The 19,014-nt window shown below is 62.4% G+C and carries 17 protein-coding genes; 11 read left to right on the top strand and 6 right to left on the bottom strand.

Annotated elements, in window-relative coordinates:
- Together HMPREF0308_RS06020 and HMPREF0308_RS06015 are read left to right on the top strand one after the other, a co-directional pair.
- The coding region (locus tag HMPREF0308_RS06020; protein ID WP_005529715.1) for an aldehyde dehydrogenase family protein at positions 1 to 1,779 on the top strand (1,779 nt) is incomplete at its 5' end.
- Between the two features lie 34 nt (positions 1,780 to 1,813).
- Positions 1,814 to 3,106, top strand: coding sequence for an AI-2E family transporter (locus HMPREF0308_RS06015; RefSeq protein WP_005529713.1), 1,293 nt, complete (start codon positions 1,814 to 1,816; stop codon positions 3,104 to 3,106).
- A 126-nt stretch (positions 3,107 to 3,232) separates the two neighbouring features.
- Here HMPREF0308_RS06015 and HMPREF0308_RS06010 read toward each other — a convergent pair whose 3' ends face one another.
- Positions 3,233 to 3,811 (bottom strand): nucleosidase, encoded by a 579-nt coding sequence (locus HMPREF0308_RS06010; protein WP_005529712.1) that lies wholly within the window; start codon positions 3,809 to 3,811, stop codon positions 3,233 to 3,235.
- Between the two features lie 111 nt (positions 3,812 to 3,922).
- On the opposite strand from HMPREF0308_RS06010, the gene HMPREF0308_RS06005 reads away from it, so the two are divergent.
- Positions 3,923 to 4,414, top strand: coding sequence for an LppP/LprE family lipoprotein (locus HMPREF0308_RS06005; protein ID WP_005529710.1), 492 nt, complete (start codon positions 3,923 to 3,925; stop codon positions 4,412 to 4,414).
- 59 nt (positions 4,415 to 4,473) lie between these two features.
- Positions 4,474 to 5,109 (top strand): LppP/LprE family lipoprotein, encoded by a 636-nt coding sequence (locus HMPREF0308_RS06000; protein ID WP_005529708.1) that lies wholly within the window; start codon positions 4,474 to 4,476, stop codon positions 5,107 to 5,109.
- 31 nt (positions 5,110 to 5,140) lie between these two features.
- Here HMPREF0308_RS06000 and HMPREF0308_RS05995 read toward each other — a convergent pair whose 3' ends face one another.
- The 3 genes from HMPREF0308_RS05995 to HMPREF0308_RS05985 are packed head-to-tail and all read right to left on the bottom strand — an operon-like array spanning position 5,141 to position 8,126.
- Positions 5,141 to 6,436 (bottom strand): sulfate adenylyltransferase subunit 1, encoded by a 1,296-nt coding sequence (locus tag HMPREF0308_RS05995; protein ID WP_005529706.1) that lies wholly within the window; start codon positions 6,434 to 6,436, stop codon positions 5,141 to 5,143.
- On the bottom strand, positions 6,436 to 7,344 hold the full coding sequence (cysD, locus tag HMPREF0308_RS05990; RefSeq protein ID WP_005529704.1) for a sulfate adenylyltransferase subunit CysD: 909 nt from the start codon (positions 7,342 to 7,344) through the stop codon (positions 6,436 to 6,438). The genes HMPREF0308_RS05995 and cysD overlap by 1 nt, the downstream gene beginning before the upstream one ends.
- Entirely contained in the window at positions 7,341 to 8,126 is a 786-nt protein-coding gene (locus tag HMPREF0308_RS05985; protein WP_005529702.1) for a phosphoadenylyl-sulfate reductase, read from the bottom strand. Before HMPREF0308_RS05985 ends, cysD begins: the two co-directional genes overlap by 4 nt.
- A 172-nt stretch (positions 8,127 to 8,298) precedes the next feature.
- Between HMPREF0308_RS05985 and HMPREF0308_RS05980 the strand changes: the two genes are divergently transcribed.
- The 7 genes from HMPREF0308_RS05980 (at position 8,299) to HMPREF0308_RS05950 (ending at position 17,000) form a co-directional block, all read left to right on the top strand.
- Positions 8,299 to 8,721 (top strand): hypothetical protein, encoded by a 423-nt coding sequence (locus tag HMPREF0308_RS05980; protein WP_005529700.1) that lies wholly within the window; start codon positions 8,299 to 8,301, stop codon positions 8,719 to 8,721.
- A 102-nt stretch (positions 8,722 to 8,823) separates the two neighbouring features.
- Positions 8,824 to 9,075: a hypothetical protein gene (locus tag HMPREF0308_RS05975; RefSeq protein ID WP_005529697.1), complete on the top strand. Its 252-nt coding sequence runs from the start codon at positions 8,824 to 8,826 to the stop codon at positions 9,073 to 9,075.
- A 111-nt stretch (positions 9,076 to 9,186) separates the two neighbouring features.
- Positions 9,187 to 11,877 carry a (Fe-S)-binding protein gene (locus HMPREF0308_RS05970; RefSeq protein ID WP_005529695.1) on the top strand — a complete coding sequence of 897 codons (2,691 nt, stop codon included), beginning with the start codon at positions 9,187 to 9,189 and terminating at the stop codon, positions 11,875 to 11,877.
- 447 nt (positions 11,878 to 12,324) lie between these two features.
- Positions 12,325 to 13,635, top strand: coding sequence for a cation:proton antiporter (locus HMPREF0308_RS05965; protein WP_005529693.1), 1,311 nt, complete (start codon positions 12,325 to 12,327; stop codon positions 13,633 to 13,635).
- Between the two features lie 48 nt (positions 13,636 to 13,683).
- Positions 13,684 to 14,328: a DUF1707 SHOCT-like domain-containing protein gene (locus tag HMPREF0308_RS05960; protein WP_005529691.1), complete on the top strand. Its 645-nt coding sequence runs from the start codon at positions 13,684 to 13,686 to the stop codon at positions 14,326 to 14,328.
- 44 nt (positions 14,329 to 14,372) lie between these two features.
- Entirely contained in the window at positions 14,373 to 15,602 is a 1,230-nt protein-coding gene (locus tag HMPREF0308_RS05955; protein ID WP_005529688.1) for a pyridoxal phosphate-dependent aminotransferase, read from the top strand.
- Between the two features lie 201 nt (positions 15,603 to 15,803).
- On the top strand, positions 15,804 to 17,000 hold the full coding sequence (locus HMPREF0308_RS05950; RefSeq protein ID WP_005529686.1) for a YibE/F family protein: 1,197 nt from the start codon (positions 15,804 to 15,806) through the stop codon (positions 16,998 to 17,000).
- Here the strand turns inward: HMPREF0308_RS05950 and HMPREF0308_RS05945 are convergent.
- Together HMPREF0308_RS05945 and dcd are read right to left on the bottom strand one after the other, a co-directional pair.
- Complete coding sequence (locus HMPREF0308_RS05945; protein ID WP_080548619.1) at positions 16,997 to 18,340, bottom strand: UDP-glucose dehydrogenase family protein; 1,344 nt, start codon at positions 18,338 to 18,340, stop codon at positions 16,997 to 16,999. The two genes, HMPREF0308_RS05950 and HMPREF0308_RS05945, sit on opposite strands and share 4 nt — an antisense overlap.
- Before the next feature lie 42 nt (positions 18,341 to 18,382).
- Positions 18,383 to 18,946: a dCTP deaminase gene (gene dcd, locus HMPREF0308_RS05940; RefSeq protein ID WP_005529683.1), complete on the bottom strand. Its 564-nt coding sequence runs from the start codon at positions 18,944 to 18,946 to the stop codon at positions 18,383 to 18,385.
- Positions 18,947 to 19,014: the final 68 nt, after the last annotated feature.

The raw sequence follows: 19,014 nt of genomic DNA, 5'->3' as shown, positions 1-19,014 counted from the left end.
CTGGCCAACCGCCGCGGCGAGTTCATTTCCGTCGCCGCCTACGAGGCCAACAAGACCGTCACGCAGACAGACCCGGAAATCTCCGAGGCCATCGACTTCTGCACCTACTACGCGCAGTCCGCGCGCCTGCTGGAGCGCTACTCCGCCGAGTTCACGCCCTACCGCGTGACCGTAGTGACCCCGCCGTGGAACTTCCCGGTGGCCATCCCCACCGGCGGCATTGCGGCGGCTCTCGCTGCGGGTTCCGCCGTCATCATCAAGCCCGCGCCGCAGGTCGTGCACTGCGCGAAGCTGGTCGTGGAGGCTTTCCGCGCCGGCTTGGAGGCACAGGGCCTCGACCCGGATCTGGTCCAGCTCGTCTTCACCGACGAGGGTGACGCCGGCCGCGCGCTGGTCTCCCACGCCGATGTCGACGCCGTCATCCTCACGGGGGCTTCCGACACCGGCAAGCTCTTCCGTTCCTGGAAGCCGGAGCTCAACATCATGGCGGAGACCTCCGGCAAGAACGCGCTCATCATCACCCCGTCCGCGGACCCGGACCTGGCCATCCAGGACCTCTACCTCTCCGCCTTCGGCCACTCTGGACAGAAGTGCTCGGCGTCCTCCCTGGTTATCTTCGTCGGTGCGGCCGGCGAGTCGCAGCGCCTGCGCTCCCAGCTTGTCGACGCCGTCAAGACCCTCATCCCCGGCCCCGGCTATGAGATCACCACGACGATGAACGGCCTCGCCGAAGCCCCGGGCGAGAAGCTGCTGCGCGGCCTGACCCAGCTGGAGCCGGGTGAAAAGTGGCTGGTGAAGCCAAAGAAGCTCAACGAGGAAGGCACCCTGTGGTCGCCGGGTATCCGCGATAACGTGCGCCCCGGTTCCTGGTTCCACGTCAACGAGTGCTTCGGCCCAGTGCTCGGCATCATGCATGCGGAGACCCTGGAGGAGGCCATCGAGTGGCAGAACTCCACCGGTTATGGCCTGACCGGCGGCATCCACACGCTGGATAATGAGGAGATTGATTACTGGCTCGAGCGCGTCGAGGTGGGCAACGCCTACGTCAACCGCGGCATTACCGGCGCGATTGTGCAGCGGCAGTCCTTCGGCGGCTGGAAGCAGTCCGTCATGGGCCCGGGCGCCAAGGCCGGTGGCCCGAACTACGTGGCCCAGTTCGGCACGTGGTCCGAGGGGCCGCTGCGCCCCTTCGACGTGGATATCTCCCAGCCGGTGGCGGCCCAGCTGCGTGCCTTCGGTGACCTCGGTCTCTCGGAAGAGGACACCGCCTGGCTGTGGCGCGCGGCGGAGCTCGACGAGCTGGCCTGGCAGCAGGAGTTCGGCCGCAAGCACGACCGCTCCGGTCTGGTCTGTGAGGCCAACGTCTTCCGCTACCGCCCGGTGCTCACCCCGCTGCAGGTGCGCATTGCCTCGGACGCCACGCTTCGCGACGTCTCCCGCCTCGCCCTCGCCGCCACCCGCACCGACTCCCCGGTGCGCTTCAGCGCCGCCCCGGAGAAGGCTGCAGAGCTGCGTGGACTGGGCTTTAAGGTCGACGCCGTGGAGGCAGAAACCTTTGCCCGCGAGGTCGCTCGCCTGGAGTCGGGCCGCGTGCGCGTCGTTGGCTCTGTGGAGCCCGGCCTCTTTGAGGCAGCGGTGGAATCCAACTCCGTGGTCTTGGATCAGCCCGTGTTGGCCGATGGCCGCCGCGAGCTTCTGCCCTTCCTCCTTGAGCAGGCAGTCTCGGTGACGATGCACCGCTTCGGCATCATTCGCCAGGTAAGCAGCATCCGCGCATAGTTCGTTTCTGCCCTCATATGAGAAGATAGAGCGCATGACAAACAACAATGATGACGGTGCCCGCTCGGGCACGTCCTCCACGGCCTCTGATGCGGCGGCGTCCGCCGCCGCAGAGCAGTCCGCTGCTGCGAAGCCCATTAGCGAAGAAGCCACCCTCCCGGTGTCGAAGACCGATGACAAGTCCCGCGTCCTCGGACGCGATGCCATTTCCTTGGCCAAGGTGTGCCTGGTCTTCATCATCGTGGTGGCGGGCGTTGGCCTGGCCGGCTACCTGCTGAAATTCATCTGGGTAGGCCTGTTGCCGGTCATCTTGGCCATTTTGGTGTGCACGGTGCTCTTCCCCGTGACCAACTGGTTGCGCGCACACAAATTCCCCCGCGCGCTGGCCTCCATCACCACGCTGCTGGGCTTTTTGGCCATCATCGGCGGCGTCTTCGCAGCGATGGCCCCGGTGGTCTCCTCTCAGGGTGCGTCCCTGGTCAGCCAAGCTGAGGGCGGCTTGAACAAGCTCGTCGATATGGCCAAGGACCTGCCCTTCGAGATTGATGCGGCAAAGGTCCAGGAAGTCCTCGATGACGCCATCGCCTTCATTAAGGGCCAAGCCTCCCAGATCGCCACCGGCGTGATTTCCGGTGTATCGATGGCCAGTTCCATAGTCATGGCGCTCGTCATCATGCTCTTCGTGGCCTTCTTCATTCTCAAGGATGGCGATAAGTTCCTGCCGTGGCTGCGCACCTATACCGGCTACTCCGCAGGTTGGCACGCCACCGAGCTGCTGACTCGCGTGTGGAATACGCTGTCCGGCTTCATTCAGGCACAAGCAGCCGTCGCGGCTGTCGACGCCATCCTCATCGGCCTCGGCCTCTGGGCCCTACAGGTTCCGCTGGCGCTGGTCATCGGCGTGGTGACCTTCTTCGCCAGCTTCATCCCGGTCATCGGTGCAGTGACCGCGGGTGCTTTGGCCGTCATCATCGCGCTGGTCTCCGATGGGCTGACTAAGGCCTTGCTCGCCTTGGCGCTCATCATCATCGTGCAGCAGGTGGAAGGCAACGTCCTCCAGCCGATGCTGCAGTCCAAGGCCATGGGCCTGCACGCCGCCATGGTGCTGCTCTCCGTTACTGTCGGCTCCGCGCTGGCGGGCATCATCGGCGCCTTCCTGGCCGTCCCGGTCGCAGCCACCATTGCCGTGGTCTTCCGCTACCACCAGGAGATGGCCAGCCTGCGCGCCGGTGAAATCGAAGCTAAAAACATTAAGATTTCCACGGCCGAAGGCCACGAGGACGTCATGGAGCTCTACGAGAACCTAGAGGCCAGCAGCGCCCGCTAGCCACACAACCGGCGCATGGTTCGAGTTCTCTCGGCCATGCAACTGCCCTAGTTGCCAAACTTCTGCCCCGCCGCCCGAGGCGGGAGCACTGGTTTTGGCAACTAGGGCACTTTCCGTATGTGGGGCCTAATCCGCGGACACCGTGCCGAAGGCCACGGCCAGCTCCTCCGCCGCGCGGTCGAGCACCGAAGCCCACGAGCCGTAGGATTCTTCGTTTGCGGTGTCCGAAACCTGCTTGAGCAGCGTGCACGGTACACCGAACTTTCGGCACACCGCCGCGATGGCGTAGCCCTCCATGTCGCACAGCGCGGAATCCTGGGCAAGGCGCGTGCGGGTCGGGGTATCCGAGATGAAGGAATCACCCGTCGCCAGCGTGGCGGTCGGCAGCTTTCCGGAGGTCTCGAGCTCGATGACCTCGGGAAGGAGATAGCGGGAAACATCGCTGAGCACCTCTAGGTGGAAGTCGTGCTTGCAAACGTGGGAGATCTCGAAGACGCCAGCAAGATCGTCGCGAAGCGCGCCCGCAGTACCGATGTTGACGACTCGCTCCGGCAGCTGCTCTGCCGAGGCCAGTACCGCGGTCAGCTCGATGGCGGCGGGTACCGTACCAATACCCGTGATGAGCAGCGGCGCTCCTGCGGGAACGTGCGCGGCTTCAGCATCCACGGCGGCGACGAACAGTGTACGACCAGACAGATTTTCCATGCCTGCGAGACTACCCGCTGTCCCGAGGAATGCTCTCCACAACTCTGTTCTGAGCGGAGCGGTCACTTGTAGGGTCTGGAACCACACCGAGACCTCAGAAAGGAGAACACGATGTTCACACCACGAGTTTTCGCCGGAGCTGCACTCCTGTGCATGCCGCTCATCGCCTGCGCCACCCCTGAAGAAGCCCAGGCCAGCCCCGTAGTCTGCGAGGCAGGAAACGCCCAGGCGGCTTTCAACGACAACATCGCCCAGATTCCGCAGTGGAATGGCCACAACTGGAAGGTTGTCGATAGCTCCCACTTCGACCCGTGCGCGGAGCTGAGCTGGCAGACCATTTCCGTTGAGGGAGGCACTGCCTCCTCGCCGCGCCACATCATGCTCTTCCACTACGGCCAGTACCTCGGCACCGCCACCGCTGAACCTTATGGTTTCTTCCCCAGCGTGGAGCGGATCAATGGCAACGAGATTTCCGTGACCTACCACTGGCCACAAGAAGGCGATGCCAATGCCGCACCGACGGGCGAGACACACGCTGGCTTCCGTTGGGACGAGGCCCAGCAGAAAGTCATCATGAGCGGCGATGTTCCGCCGATGGGCTAGATAAGATAGAGCCAGTCGTGCGCCTTATATGAGGCGCACAATTTAAGGAAGGAACATCAATGCTTAGGTCCGCCGTCGCCCTCCTGGGTGCTGCCGTTATCTGCCTCCCGCTCGCCTCCTGCGCAGACGACGCGGCGCAGGATAATTCGCCAGCGTTCGATACCGTCCAGAACAGCGCGACGGACAACGCTCCGGATGACTCGGAGAGCACTGATGACCCTGTGTCGGAACCACCGGCCGCGGGCGCCTCGCCCACGCTTCCTGCTGAATCCCCGGCAGAAGAAGAGGACGCGGAATCCTGCGAGACTATCGACGCCCACGCGGCCTATGAATCAGGCATTGGCACGATTCCACCGTGGAATGACAATAACTGGACGCTGGTGGATTTCTCGCAGTTCGATCCCTGCGCGGAGCTGAGCTGGCAGACCATCAGCATCGAGCGCGGAACGTCCTCCTCGCCCTATCACATCATGCTCTTCCACAAGGGCGAGTACTTGGGCACCGCCACCGCTGAGCCCTATGGCTTCTTCCCCACCGTCGAGCAGGTCAGCAGCAACGAAATCGCCGTGACCTACCACTGGCCGCGCGAGGGCGAATCCAATGCGGGGCACACCGGTGAGACGCATGCCGGCTTCCGTTGGGACGACGGCCAGCAGAAGGTCATCATGTCTGGCGACGTCCCGCCGGGAAGCTAAGTGCGGCAGTTCGGCCGCCGCAACGCAACCGTTAGCGCAGCCGCTGGCCCACAAAGCCTGCGGCCAGCGTGTTGCCGCTCGACTGATCGATGAGCAGGAAATTGCCCACCGCGCCGCGGGCGGCGTAGTTCTCCACGGGAAGCTCCGCTTGGGTTTGGATGGTGATGAAAGCAATGTCGTTGAGTGCTGCGGACTCCGGGGCCTCAACATCGGCCACGCCATCCAAATCCAGCACCCGATCGACCGAGGCCACGCGGGCCTTGACCAGCGCGGTGCCATAGCGCAGCTTCACCATCTGTCCCGCGCGCAGCTCTTTTTCCGTCAAGACCACCGCGGTGGCGGCGAACTCGCGCACCTCCTCCGGGCGCTGAGTGCCAGCGATGAGGTCACCGCGGGCCAGGTCGATCTCGTCGGCCAGCCGCAGAACCACGGAATCGCCGGCGCGCGCGGCCTCATCCGAGCCAAGCGGACCATCGGTGGTATCGATCGCGGTCACCGTCGAGGTGCGCCCGCCCGGCAGGGTCACCTCATCCCCCACCGCCACGTGCCCGGCCTTCACGCGCCCGGCATAGCCGCGGTAGTCAGAGGCATGCTCGCGGATCACGTACTGAATGGGGAAACGCAAGTCCAGGTCATCAGCGCGGCCGGTCGCCACGGGGACTGTCTCCAGCGTGTCGAGGACCGTCGGGCCCTCGTACCAATCCATGGTGGTGGAGCGCTCCACCACGTTATCGCCCTTGAGCGCAGAAATCGGGATGGCAACCGAGTCCGTAATACCCAAGCGCGCCGCAATGTCGTTGAACTCCGTCTCAATCGCGCGGAAGGTTGCTTCGTCATAGTCCACCAGATCGATCTTGTTCACGCCCAGGATGACGTGGCGCACGCCCAAGAGTGCTGCGACGTTGAGATGGCGGCGGGTTTGCTCGACGACGCCATTGCGGGCGTCGACAAGCAGCACCACCACCTGGGACGTGGACATGCCGGTGACCGTGTTGCGCGTGTACTGCACATGACCGGGGGTGTCGGCGAGGATGAAGGTGCGCTTATCGGTGGCGAAGTAGCGGTAGGCCACGTCGATGGTAATACCCTGCTCGCGCTCCGCACGCAGGCCGTCCACTAGCAGGGAGAGGTCCATGCCGTCGAAGCCGCGGTCGGCAGAAGAACGCTCCATGGACTCCACCTGGTCCGCGAGCACGGACTTGGTGTCATAAAGCAGGCGGCCCACGAAGGTGGACTTGCCGTCGTCGACGGAACCGGCGGTGCACAGGCGCAAGGTATCGCGCTGCTTAAGGGCGCCGACGTTCGGCGCAAGGGTGGTGGTCGTCATCAGAAGTAACCTTCCTTCTTGCGGTCCTCCATGGCGGACTCGGACAATTTGTCATCGGCGCGGGTGGCACCGCGCTCGGACAGGGTGGAAATGGAGATTTCCGCGAGCACCTCATCAGGCGAGGCGGCGGTGGATTCCACGGCACCGGTGCAGGACATATCGCCCACGGTGCGGTAGCGCACGGTGCGAGTCTCCAGCGGTTCATCCTCGCGCGGGCCGCCCCACTCGCCCGGGGTCAGCCACATGCCGTTGCGGTTGAACACCTCGCGCTGGTGGGAGTAGTAGATGGAGGGAAGCGTGAGGTTCCGCGCGCCGATGTACTCCCAGATATCGGACTCCGTCCAGTTGGAGATAGGGAAGACGCGGACGTTTTCGCCGGCCATCTTGCCGCCGTTGTAGAGATCCCAGAGCTCGGGGCGCTGGCGGCGCGGATCCCAGCCGCCAAAGGAATCGCGGATGGAGAAGATGCGTTCTTTCGCACGTGCCCGCTCCTCGTCGCGGCGGGCACCGCCCAGCACGGCGTCGTACTGGCGCTGCGCGATGGTTTCAACCAGCGGCACCGACTGCAGCGGATTGCGCGTACCATCAGGGCGTTCCTGCAGCTCGCCGCGGTCAATCCAATCCTGCACCTTAGCCACGTGCAGGCGCGCACCGGTCTCAGTAACCAAGCGGTCACGGAATTCGATGACCTCCGGGAAGTTATGCCCGGTATCAACGTGCAAAAGCTCGAAAGGCACCACCGCCGGCGCAAAGGCACGGCGCGCCAATTCGAAGACCACCACGGAATCCTTGCCGCCGGAGAAAAGCAGGCCGACCTTATCGAACTGGCCCGCTACCTCGCGCAGGATGTGGATGGACTCATTTTCTAAGTCCTTTAAGTGAGGCGAAAGTGTGTTTTTCTGTGTCATTCGTGCAACCCGCATTCTGTCTTGCCGTCTCCAAAAATCCTGCCGGAACGAGCGTCCTCGCCCTTACCCACCGGAAAGGTCAAGGGCGCACAGCCGATAGAGCGATAGCCTTTCAGCGTCAAGGGATGGATAATCAGATCATTGTCCGCGATATAGCGATCCGTATCTGCCAAATCCCAGGTAATCATCGGCGAAATCTTTAACCTTCCGTGCTGATCCAAGCTCAGCGCCGGGGCCGTGGCGCGATGTTCAGAATCCGCGCGGCGCAGACCGGTCACCCAACCAACGTATGGGTCCATCGCCATGTTCAGCGGTTCCACTTTGCGCATACGGTTATATGCGCTGGTATCACGTGCGTAGAGCCGCGGACCATAGATTTCGTCCTGTTCCTCCGGGCTCAGCAGCGCTTTCACGCGGACTAGGGGGAGGTCCGCATAGCGCTCCTCAACCTCGTTGGCGACAGCCAGCGTCTCCGGGAAGTGCCAGCCAGTGTCGATGAAGAGCAGGTCTGCGTCCAGCTGTGCGCGGTGCGCGAGCTCCGCCAGCACCGTGTTTTCCATCGACATCGTCACTGCCAGCCGGCCCGGCGCGTGCTCTGCGGCCCACGCCATGATGTTTTCGGCGGATTCTGCATAGAGCTTGTCCGCCCATTCATCGACAAGGCGCTCGTTTTTCGCGGCAATATCTTGGTTGAGCGGCGCGGTATCGCGCGTGCCTTCCGGGCTAATGCTGGGGTCGCGGTAGGGCTTGTCGCCGTCCAGCAGGTTTAACGATTGAGTCATGCCGACTCACTTTAGGCAAGGCAGCGCATTCGTGCAGCAGCAATTGCGCGCTGAGCACGCGAATAGGCCGATGAGCTTGGGGCAATGCAAGAATAAAAATTGCCAGAACTGAACAGCTCGGACTAGATTATTAGACAAAACAGTCTATAAACAATAAACCAAGGAGGTTTCCATGCAGCGTGTCGCAATCGTCGGCGATGGCCCGGCGGCGCTATCCACAGCTGAAAGGCTCATCGGCGCCGGCATGTGTGTGGACCTCGTCTGCGCCAAGCCCGCCCCCTTTGGCTTGCTCCGTCGCTTTGCCCGCTTAGCCGGTGTCCGCCACGAGGCCGCCGCCAGCCCGTGCCCCGTCGGCACCACCCCGCGCCTGCGCCTTTTCGGCAACGTGCGCGTGGGCGAAGGTCGCGAGGCGGACATCACCGCCCGCGAGCTCAGCCAGTTGGCCGCACACTGCGACCGCCGCCTTCTACCTCTCGAGCTTGCCGCCCGCGGCGTGGCCTTTACCTCTTGGGAAGGGCTATGCCAGCCCACCGAGCAACCCGAAGACTGGGCCACCGTCACCCGCCGCGCGCAACTTGCGCCAGTCTGCTTTTAGCGTCCAAACGTGATTCAGCCGATACCACCTGCACGCGGCTAGTCACGTTCTTCACATTCGCATTCTGGTCTCTCGCTCAACGCTGACATTATCGACAACGGCGTGGCCAAGGTGGACATCGACTACATCTGGCACACCGGCGGCATCGTCATGACGGTACGCGAGGATGCCGGACTGTCCTGGTTGGTCTGGGTCTCCGTGGCGGTTCTCCTCGGCGTGGTCACCGCCGCGAACGTACGTCAGGCCCTGCACGAGAGCCCGCTGCTTGCCGACGCCACGATGGTGGCCGTCGCCCAGCGTGTGTCCTCCATCATGGACGCCGTCCAAATCCTAGTCATGGAAGCGCCGCGCTAAGAACTCAGCCGCGCTCGGCTCGAAAACCGCGATGAATACCGACTCCCATCTTTGCGCGCCCACCGTTTAGGCTGTTTATATCTGCGCGCAACTTTATAAGGAGTCCGTGAAATGACAGCCGTCTTCGGTTGGCTAGCCGTCCTCGTTTCGATCCCCGTGTGGGGCTACTTTGCGTACCGGGCATGGGGCATGTTCGCTTTCATTCGCTCCGGCGGGCCAACCCTGCTGCAGCGTTTCGACCACCTCGGCAAGCGCCTGTGGCGGGTCGTGGTGGAAGTATTCGGCCACACGCACTTCAAGGGCCGCCCCTTCGTCAACGCGGCGCACTGGGCAGTCATGGTGGGGTTCCTCTTCGGCATCCTCGTTTGGTTTGAAGCCTATATCCAGACCTTCGCGCCTTCGCGAGGCTGGCCGCTGCTATCGCATTGGTCGGTCTATCACTTCATCGAAGAGGTCCTCGGCATCGCCACCGTTGTGGGCATTAGCTTCCTCATCGGTGTTCGCCTCAAGTATGGACACACCGAGCGCGGCTCCCGTTTCTACAACTCTCAGGCAGGCCCCGCCCGCATCGTCGAGGCCGTAGTCTTCCTGGAGGGGCTTGGAATGCTGCTGGTCAAGGCGTCGAAAATCGCGGCGTTTGGCCACGGCTCCCCGTGGGCGGATTTCCTTTCCATCCAGCTGGCCAAGCTGCTTCCCGCCTCGCCGGCGCTGGTGTCCTTCTTCGCGCTGTTCAAGCTGCTTACCGGCCTGATTTTCATCTTCCTGATTTCGCGCCACTTCACCTGGGGCGTCATGTGGCACCGCTTCATGGCGTTTTTCAACATCTTCTTCCAACGCAACGTCAGCGGCGACAAGGCACTCGGCTCCCTTCCGACCCCGGACCTCGAAGAAGACATCGCCCCCGGCAGCTGGAAGATGCTGCTTGATACCACCTCGTGCACCGAGTGCGGCCGCTGCCAGGACCTTTGCCCGGCTTGGAACACCGAGAAGCCACTGAGCCCGAAGAAGTTCGTGATGGACATGCGCGATGCCGCGGTCGAGAACTACAACCCGCACGAGGGCGTCAACGTGTTGGCTCTGGCAAACGCCATTGACGACGCCGTCCTCTGGTCCTGCACCAACTGCGGCGCCTGCGTGGACCAGTGCCCGACCGACATCGAGCACATCGACCACATCGCTGACCTGCGCCGCTTCAAGGTCTTGGCGGAATCCGACTTCCCCTCTGAGTTGACCGGACTGTTCAAGAACATTGAGACCAAGGGCAACCCGTGGGGCCGCAATAACTCTGAGCGCCGCGCCTGGATCGATGAGGCACGTGCCGACGGTATCGAGGTGCCTGTCATCGGCGAGGACGCCACGGACTTTTCCGACATGGAATACCTGTTCTGGGTCGGCTGCGCCGGTGCCTACGACGAACAGGGCCGCAAGACCACCCGCGCCGTGGTGGACCTGCTGCACACGGCGGGCGTGAAGTTCGGCGTGCTTTCTACTGGTGAGACCTGCACCGGCGATCCCGCGCGCCGCGCCGGCAACGAGTTCCTGTTCCAGATGATGGCGCAGCAAAACGTTGAGACCCTAAACAACGCTTTCGAAGGCGTTCCGGAAGGCCAGCGCAAGATCATCACCACCTGTCCGCACTGCTTTAACACGCTGCGTAACGAGTACCCAGACTTCGATGGGCACTTCGACGTCTTCCACCACACCCAGCTGCTCAACCGCCTAGTGCGTGAGGGCCTGCTCAAGCCGATCCCGCGTACGCCGGAGAACCGCAAGCCGATTACGTATCACGACCCATGTTTCCTGGGCCGCCACAACAAGGTCTTCGACCCGCCGCGTGAGCTGCTGGAAGCCACCGGCGTGGAGCTCCGTGAGATGGACCGCAACCGCGACGAGGCCTTCTGCTGTGGCGCTGGCGGCGCGCGCATGTTCATGGAGGAAAAGCTCGGCACCCGCATCAACGAGTTCCGCGCGGAGCAGGCCATCGCCACCGGCGCGGAGGAGATCGCCACGGGTTGCCCGTTCTGCAACGTCATGTTCACCGGCGGCGTTAAAGCACTTTCCGACGCCCCCTCCCCCAACGTCTCCGACGTCGCCCTCATGTTGCGCTCGTCTATTGCCGACGCCGACGGCACCTTGCCGCAGCCGCGACCGAAGGCCTTCTTGGGCACGCCTACCCGCCTGCGTGCGCCCGAAAAGCCAGCTGCCCCGGCCTCCCCGGCTTCTCCTGTGTCTCCTGCGTCTCCCGCGTCTCCTGCGTCTTCAGCTGCAACGACCGCCGACCCCGCTGCGCCGACCGAAACAACCGCCAGCGCACCTACCACCAAGGCTGCTGCTCCGGCCGCTCCCGCTCCGGCCGCACCCCCGGCTCCTGCAGCTCCCGCCGCGCCAGCAGCACCAAACGCTCCCCAAGCGCCATCCGCGCCAACAGCTCCTCCTGCACCTGCAGTTCCCGCCGCACCAGCTGCACCAGTGCCGCCGGCAACACCAGCAGCGCCAGCACCAGCAGCGCCAGCACCAACTCCGCCCGCACCGCCAGCGGCGTCGGGCGCCACACCGCCACCTGCAGCACCGAGTGCGCCATCAACGCCTGCACCCGCGGCACCAAAGGCATCCACGCCACCTGCACCTGCAGCACCGAAGACTCCAACACCGGCGCCGCCAAGTGCACCGGCTGCTCCTGGCGCAACTTCACTGCCAAAGGCACCAACTCCGCCTGCAGCACCACAGTTGAGTGCGGAAACGCCGCAGCCACCAACTCCACCTGCACCGCCGGTGCCTCCAGCACCACCGGCCACTGACTAATTTCGTGAATCCGGAGCAACGACTTCTTTGAGTTGCTCCAGATTTTGTATTTTGGGGTGCCGGAAGTGTGTGGACTCTGAGGGCGTTTTTAAAAGTGCAACCCTGGAAAACCAGACCTTGAGGTCGCGATTAAAAAGTTTATCCATGAAACTATCCGCGACCTGGAGGTCTGGGGTTCTAGGTCTGGGGTTCCAGGTCTGGGCTTTTGCGAGGAGACGGAGAAACGCGAAACAGCAACGCCACGACGCCACGAAACACGCGCCCAGAGATACAGCGTGGCCAGATATACAGCGTGCCCAGGAACACGACGAGTGCAGGAAACAACGGAGCCCAGGCAAGACCTTCTGAATCACAAGTCAGCCACAAGTGGGCCACAACTAGGCGACGAGTAAGCCAAACTTGCTGGATGAATAGGCAGTCAGGATACTCGCCGCGTACGCTGTTCTCATGATTTTCGACGCGTTAAGCGCCACCAACACCGTGGTGCTCGCTTCGGGGGAAGCCGATTACACTCCTTCCCTCGTCTCCTTTGCATGGATCATGGCCGCCGCCCTCCTGGCCCCGTTGGTCTCCTACATGCTCAAGAACAAAATGCCCGCCGTGGCCCTGCTCATCATCTTCGGCATGATCATCGGCCCCTCAATGCTCGACCTCGCCCACGAGGACCCCGGCATCGGCATGCTCAAAGAGCTAGGCGTCGGCGCTTTATTCCTCCTCGCGGGTTTCGAAATCGATCTTGCGACGCTGAAATCTAAACAAGCCGCTACCGGCTTTTCCACCTGGCTCATCTGCATGGTGTCATGTCTCGTGGGTGCTTATTTCCTGCTCAATGACATCCCTGGCGCCATCGTCATGGCCATCGCACTAACCTCCACCGCGCTCGGCACGATTACGCCGATGCTCAAGCAGGACAAACTCATCGGCACCAAAGTCGGCGACTCGGTCATGATTCACGGCGCCATCGGCGAGGTCGCTCCCATCACCGCCATGGCTCTCCTGCTGGGAACCCGCTCCACGCTAGGCACCATGCTCATCCTGCTGGCGTTCATCGTCATCGCCGTCGGCGTCGCTGTCATGCCGCGCGCGCTCATCGTCGCAGTGCCGTGGCTCAAGACCGCATTCCTTTCCGGCGCTGGCTCCACGAACCAGACCATCCTGCGCCTTATCATCCTCATCCTGGCCATCCTGATGGCCGTCACCTCGGTCTTCGAGCTCGACATCGTCCTCGGCGCATTCGCGGCAGGCATCATCCTCAACCGCATCATCCCCGACGAATTCCATAAAAGACTCGAGAACCGCCTCGACGTTGTCTGCTATTCCATGCTGATTCCGGTCTTCTTCGTGGTCTCAGGCATGTCCATCGACTGGCAGGTCATCGTCAACAACCCGCTCAAGGTGCTTGGCATCCCCGCCCTCATTCTCGTCACCCGTGGCCTGCCCGTGTTCCTGCGCGAGAACATCCACCACACAGGGTCAGACATCGAGACCACCCGCGAGCGTCTCCAGGTGGCCCTCTACGCAGCAACGGGTCTGCCGATCATCGTCGCCGTCATGACCATCGCAGTCAGCTCCGGCATCGTAGACGAGGAGACCTCCTCCATCTTCGTCGCCGGTGGCGCGCTAACCGTCGCCATCTTCCCGCTCCTGTCCAGCCTCGTTAAGGGCAAGGAAGAAAACGCGCAGTCCAAAGCAAAGGCCGCCGAGTCCAAGCAAGAGGGCCAAGAGGGCGCTGAACCGAAAGGCGCCGAGAAGGAATGATCGCCAGCAGCACACGCATGTGTCCGCCGGTTTTCCTATAGTAAAACCATGACGCATAACTTCGGAGCCTCCCCTTTTGATCCCGCGAATTCGATGCGCCTATCCGACGCAGAGAAGACCGACGCCATCAACGATCTCGCCCGCGCCGTGGGCGAGGGTCGCCTGACCATGGAGGAATTCGAGGAGCGCTCCGACGACGTCATGCGCGCCACCACCCGCCGCGAGCTGGTCCCCTTGTTCACGGACATCCCGGCGGTTTCTGCCACGGAGATAAAGATCTACTCCCGCGGCGAGGTCGAGCGTGCATACAAAGCCGGCAAAAAGCCGCGTCTGGCCACCGCCATGACGGGCACCATTGCCCTCACTTTCGCCTCAATCGCCTGCTTCGTGGCAAGCGATGCCGCAGGCGCTGTGGCCCTTCTCGGAGGCGTCGGCGCGCTCTTCCTGGTTCCGATCCTGTGGATTATGCTCTACGTGGCCAAGGTCGGCCCCGAGTCTTGGCACCAGCCTTCCCCGCGCAAAATCGAGCGGCAGCAGCGTCGCGAGATCCTCGCGCAGACAGCCCAGGAACGCGCACAACAGAAAGCTTTGGAGCAGGCGCAGTGGGCGGAGCGGCGTCGCCAAGCAGGCGAGCTGACCAGCGAGGCCATGAACCTTGCCAAGCGCAAGCTCGATCAGTGGAACAAAAAGTAGTCTAGTTGAGAACTTAATCGCCTGTAAGTGGCAGAATACTTTCCATGACTACACCGAACTCACGCATTTTCGACCAATCCACCAAGCTCAAGGGTGTCGCGTATGACATCCGTGGTGAGGTCTCTGCGGAGGCGGAGCGCATGGAACTTGACGGCCACAGCATCCTCAAGCTGAACACCGGCAACCCTGCCGTTTTCGGCTTCGATGCCCCGGACGTCATCATGCGCGACATGATCGCAGCGCTGCCGACTTCCCAGGGATACTCCACGTCGAAGGGCATCATTCCGGCGCGTCGCGCGATCGTCACTCGCTACGAGCTGGAGGACTTCCCGCACTTCGACGTCAACGACGTCTACCTGGGCAACGGCGTCTCCGAGCTCATCACCATGGTCACTCAGGCATTGCTTGACGACGGCGACGAGGTACTGATCCCAGCTCCCGATTACCCTTTGTGGACTGCCGCAACCTCCCTGGCTGGCGGCACCCCGGTGCACTACCTCTGCGACGAGGAGGATGACTGGAACCCATCCATCGAGGACATCCGCGCCAAGGTCACTGAGAAGACCAAGGCCATCGTGGTCATCAACCCGAATAACCCCACGGGCGCGGTGTACTCCCGCGAGGTGCTGCAGAATATCGTCAACGTCGCACGCGAGTACAACCTGCTCATCCTCGCCGATGAGATTTACGACCGCATTCTTTACGACGGCGCGAAGCACATCTCGATCGCTTCCCTCGCTCCGGATCTGCTGACGATTACCTTCAACGGTCTTTCCAAGGCTTATCGCGTGGCTGGTTACCGCGCTGGTTGGATGGTTCTCACCGGTCCAAAGAGCCATGCACGCGGCTTCATCGAGGGTCTGGATCTGCTGGCGGGTACGCGTCTGTGCCCAAACGTCCCAGCCCAGCACGCCATCCAGGTGGCGCTCGGTGGACGCCAGTCCATCTATGGTCTGACTGGTGAAGGCGGACGTCTGCTCAAGCAGCGCAACGTGGCCTACGAGAAGCTCAACGAGATCCCGGGCGTTTCCGTCACCAAGCCGATGGGTGCTTTGTACTGCTTCCCGCGTCTGGACCCGAATGTCCATGAGATTCATGACGACTCCAAGCTGATGCTGGATATCCTGCGCGCGGAGAAGATTCTGATGGTGCAGGGCACTGGTTTTAACTGGCCAAACCCGGACCACTTCCGCGTGGTTACCCTGCCGTGGGCATCCCAGCTAGAGAACGCTATTGAGCGCCTGGGTAACTTCCTGGCTAGCTACCGTCAGTAGCTTGTAGGTGCGACTGTGCTGCGCAAATGTCCAGCACACCGAGACTTGCCCAGTTGCTATTTGTAATCGTCATCATTCACAATAAGCGGCATGGGTAAACATTCCAATCAAAGAGCGGCTTCGCATGGAAGCCGCTCTTCGCTTTTCCAACGTCGCCCCGTCACGCTGCCATCGCTGCACAATCCGTGGCGCATCGGACTCATGGGGTTTCTTGGATTAGCGCTCCTCGTGACGCTGGTGGGGTTGGTTTTGCTGCGTCCGACGACGCCCACCAGCGAGCACACCAGCGAGGAGTTCTCGCAAACTTACGCGCTCAATCACCCGGAGGTCCACGGAACCGTGACCACGGTGGACCACGCGCTGTGCCAGTCAGACCAGACGGGCAAGGCATTCGACAAGCCACCGCTGATTCCGGCGGATCCGGGCGGCGACTGCACCCGTGCGCTCATCGACATCACTTCGGGCCGCAACGCAGGCAAGCAGACGCAGCTCGTGCACTTCGGCGTGGCCGGCGACCCACAACTGAAGGTGGGCGACGAAATTGTGCTTTCTGAGTCCACCGCGGACAACGACGGGGACGCCTCCGTTAATTATTCTTTTGCGGACTACCAGCGCACCGGGAACTTGGTCCTGTGGGCCATCGTCGCCGCGATTGTCATCATCGTGTTCGCGGCCTGGCACGGAGTGCGCTCCCTCATCGGCTTAGGCCTGAGCTTGGCCGCAATCTTTTACTACCTCATCCCGTCGCTGATTGAGGGCCACAGCCCGCTGCTCGTGGCCATGGTGACCTCGGCGGCCATCATCTTCGTGGTGGTCCCGCTCGTGCATGGCCTGAATTGGAAGGCAGCGAGCGCCCTGGGCGGCGCGCTGCTGGCGCTATTGCTCGCCTCTTTCCTGGCGCACGCTTCGATTGATTCGACGCAGCTGCAGGGGCTTAGCTCCGAGGATAACCTCAAGCTGCTGCTCTACATGCCAGGCGTGTCCATCGTTGGTGTGCTGCTGTGTGGCTTCATCATCGGTGCGCTGGGCAGCCTCAACGACATCGCGGTGGCCCAGGCTTCCACGGTGATGGAGCTACACAACTTGGACCCCACGGCGCGGCCGGGCCGTCTCTTCTTGTCCGCTATGAAGGTGGGCCGCGACCACATCGCATCGATGGTGTACACCATCGTGCTGACCTACACCGGTGCTTCGCTGCCGCTTCTCATGCTGATTACTGCAGCCGAGCGCCCGGCCACGCAGATTCTCTCCAGCGACTTGGTGTCCACGGAGTTACTGCGCTCGGCGCTCGGTGCCATGGCCTTGACTCTCGCGGTGCCCATGACCACGTTCATCGCCGCATTGACCATCCCGCGGCGTCGCCCAGTGGCGGTCACCCACGAGGCAGAACCGGCCTAGCCTTCGAGGGTGCGGCCGAGGGCCTCGATGGTCCAGCCGGCCGCGCGCCAGGCGGTGACGTCGAGGACGTTACGGCCATCAATGATGTGTTTGCTCGACACCAGCCCGGCCACGGCCGCAGGGTCGAGATCGCGGAATTCCTGCCATTCGGTTGCAAGGATAACCAGTTCGCTCTCACGTAGCGCTTCCTCGCAGTTAGCCGCGTAGTTCAGTGTCGGGAAGACCTTGCGGGCGTTATCCATGCCCTCTGGGTCATAGACGGTGACGGCAGCGCCCGCGAGCGACAAGGAACCCGCCACGGACAGCGCCGGCGAGTCGCGGACGTCGTCAGAGTTGGGCTTGAAAGCACAGCCCAGCACCGTCACGCGGTGGCCTAGGAGCGAGCCCTGGAATGCATTCTTAGCCATATCGACCATGCGATCACGGCGGCGCATATTGATGGCATCGACCTCGCGAAGGAAGGTCAGGGCCTGGTCCGCGCCGAGCTCGCCTGCGCGAGCCATAAACGCGCGAATGTCCTTCGGCAGGCAACCGCCGCCGAAGCCCAGGCCCGCGCCTAGGAACTTGCGGCCGATGCGATCGTCGTATCCGATGGCGTCGGCAAGCTTGACCACGTCAGCGCCTGCGATCTCACAAATCTCAGAGACCGCGTTGATGAAGGAGATCTTGGTGGCCAGGAAGGCATTGGCAGAGACCTTCACCAGCTCGGCGGTCTGCAGGTCAGTCACAATAAACGGCGTATCCTGCGCCAACGGCTTGGCATAGACCTCGCGAGCTACCTCTTCGGCATGGCTTCTACCGTCGGCGAGCCCTGCCTCGCCGACGCCGAGGACGATGCGGTCCGGGGTGATGGTGTCCTTGACCGCGTAGCCCTCGCGCAGGAATTCTGGGTTCCACGCAATTTCCACGTGGCTGCCCTCCTGGGCCAACTCATTCGCCATCTCCTGCAATTCCGCCGCAGTTCCCACCGGAACGGTGGACTTACCAAGGATGACGTGCTCGCCTTCCAGAAGCGGCACGAGGTCTCGAATGACGGCCTTTACATACGTCATATCTGCGGCGTAGGAGCCGTGGCGCTGCGGGGTGCCGACTCCTAAGAAGTGGACGTTCGCAAACTGCGCTGCCTGCGCGTAATCGGTGGTGAAATCGAGGCGCCCGGCCGCAATATTGCGCTCTAGGACCTCCGGCAGGCCTGGTTCATAAAAGGGAACCTTGCCGTTCTTGAGGGATTCGATCTTAGATTCATCCACGTCCACGCCCAATACCTCATGACCGAGTTCAGCCATGCAGGCGGCATGCGTTGCACCGAGGTAACCGGTGCCAATAACCGTCATACGCATAAACGGAAATGGTAGGCCTGTTACGTAAACGGTGCGTGAAGACTATCGGAAATTCAGGTAAGACTTCGACGGGGTCGGGCCGCGCTGGCCCTGGTACTTCGAGCCCAGGGCACCGGTGCCATAGGGGTTCTCAGCAGGCGAGGACATCTTGAAGATAGCCAGCTGGCCCACCTTCATGCCCGGCCACAGCGTAATCGGCAGGTTCGCGGTGTTGGACAGCTCCAGCGTGATGTGGCCGGAAAAGCCTGGGTCAATAAAGCCCGCAGTCGAGTGCGTCAGCAAGCCCAAGCGGCCGAGCGAGGACTTGCCTTCCAAACGGCCTGCCAGGTCTGCCGGAAGGGTGAACTTCTCAAAGGTCGCACCCAACACGAACTCGCCCGGGTGCAGCACGAAAGCATCGCCTTCTTCGACCTCGACCAGGCTGGTGAGGTCCGGCATTTCTTCCTTTGGGTCGATGTGCGTGTAGCGCGAGTTGTTAAAGACACGGAAGAACTTGTCTAGGCGCACGTCGATAGACGAGGGCTGGACCATCTCGGCGTCGTATGGCTCGATGGCTAGGCTCTCGGAGTCAATGGCTGCACGAATATCACGATCTGAAAGAAGCACAGCCTAGAGTTTACGCGTCTTCCACTTCTGCTGATACATCTGCCAAGGCATTTGCTCTAGAAGCTATG

Source organism: Corynebacterium striatum ATCC 6940, assembly GCF_000159135.1.
GTDB lineage: Bacteria > Actinomycetota > Actinomycetes > Mycobacteriales > Mycobacteriaceae > Corynebacterium > Corynebacterium striatum.
Note: the sequence above shows the minus strand (reverse complement) of the source record. Positions and strands in the feature narration are given on the sequence as shown.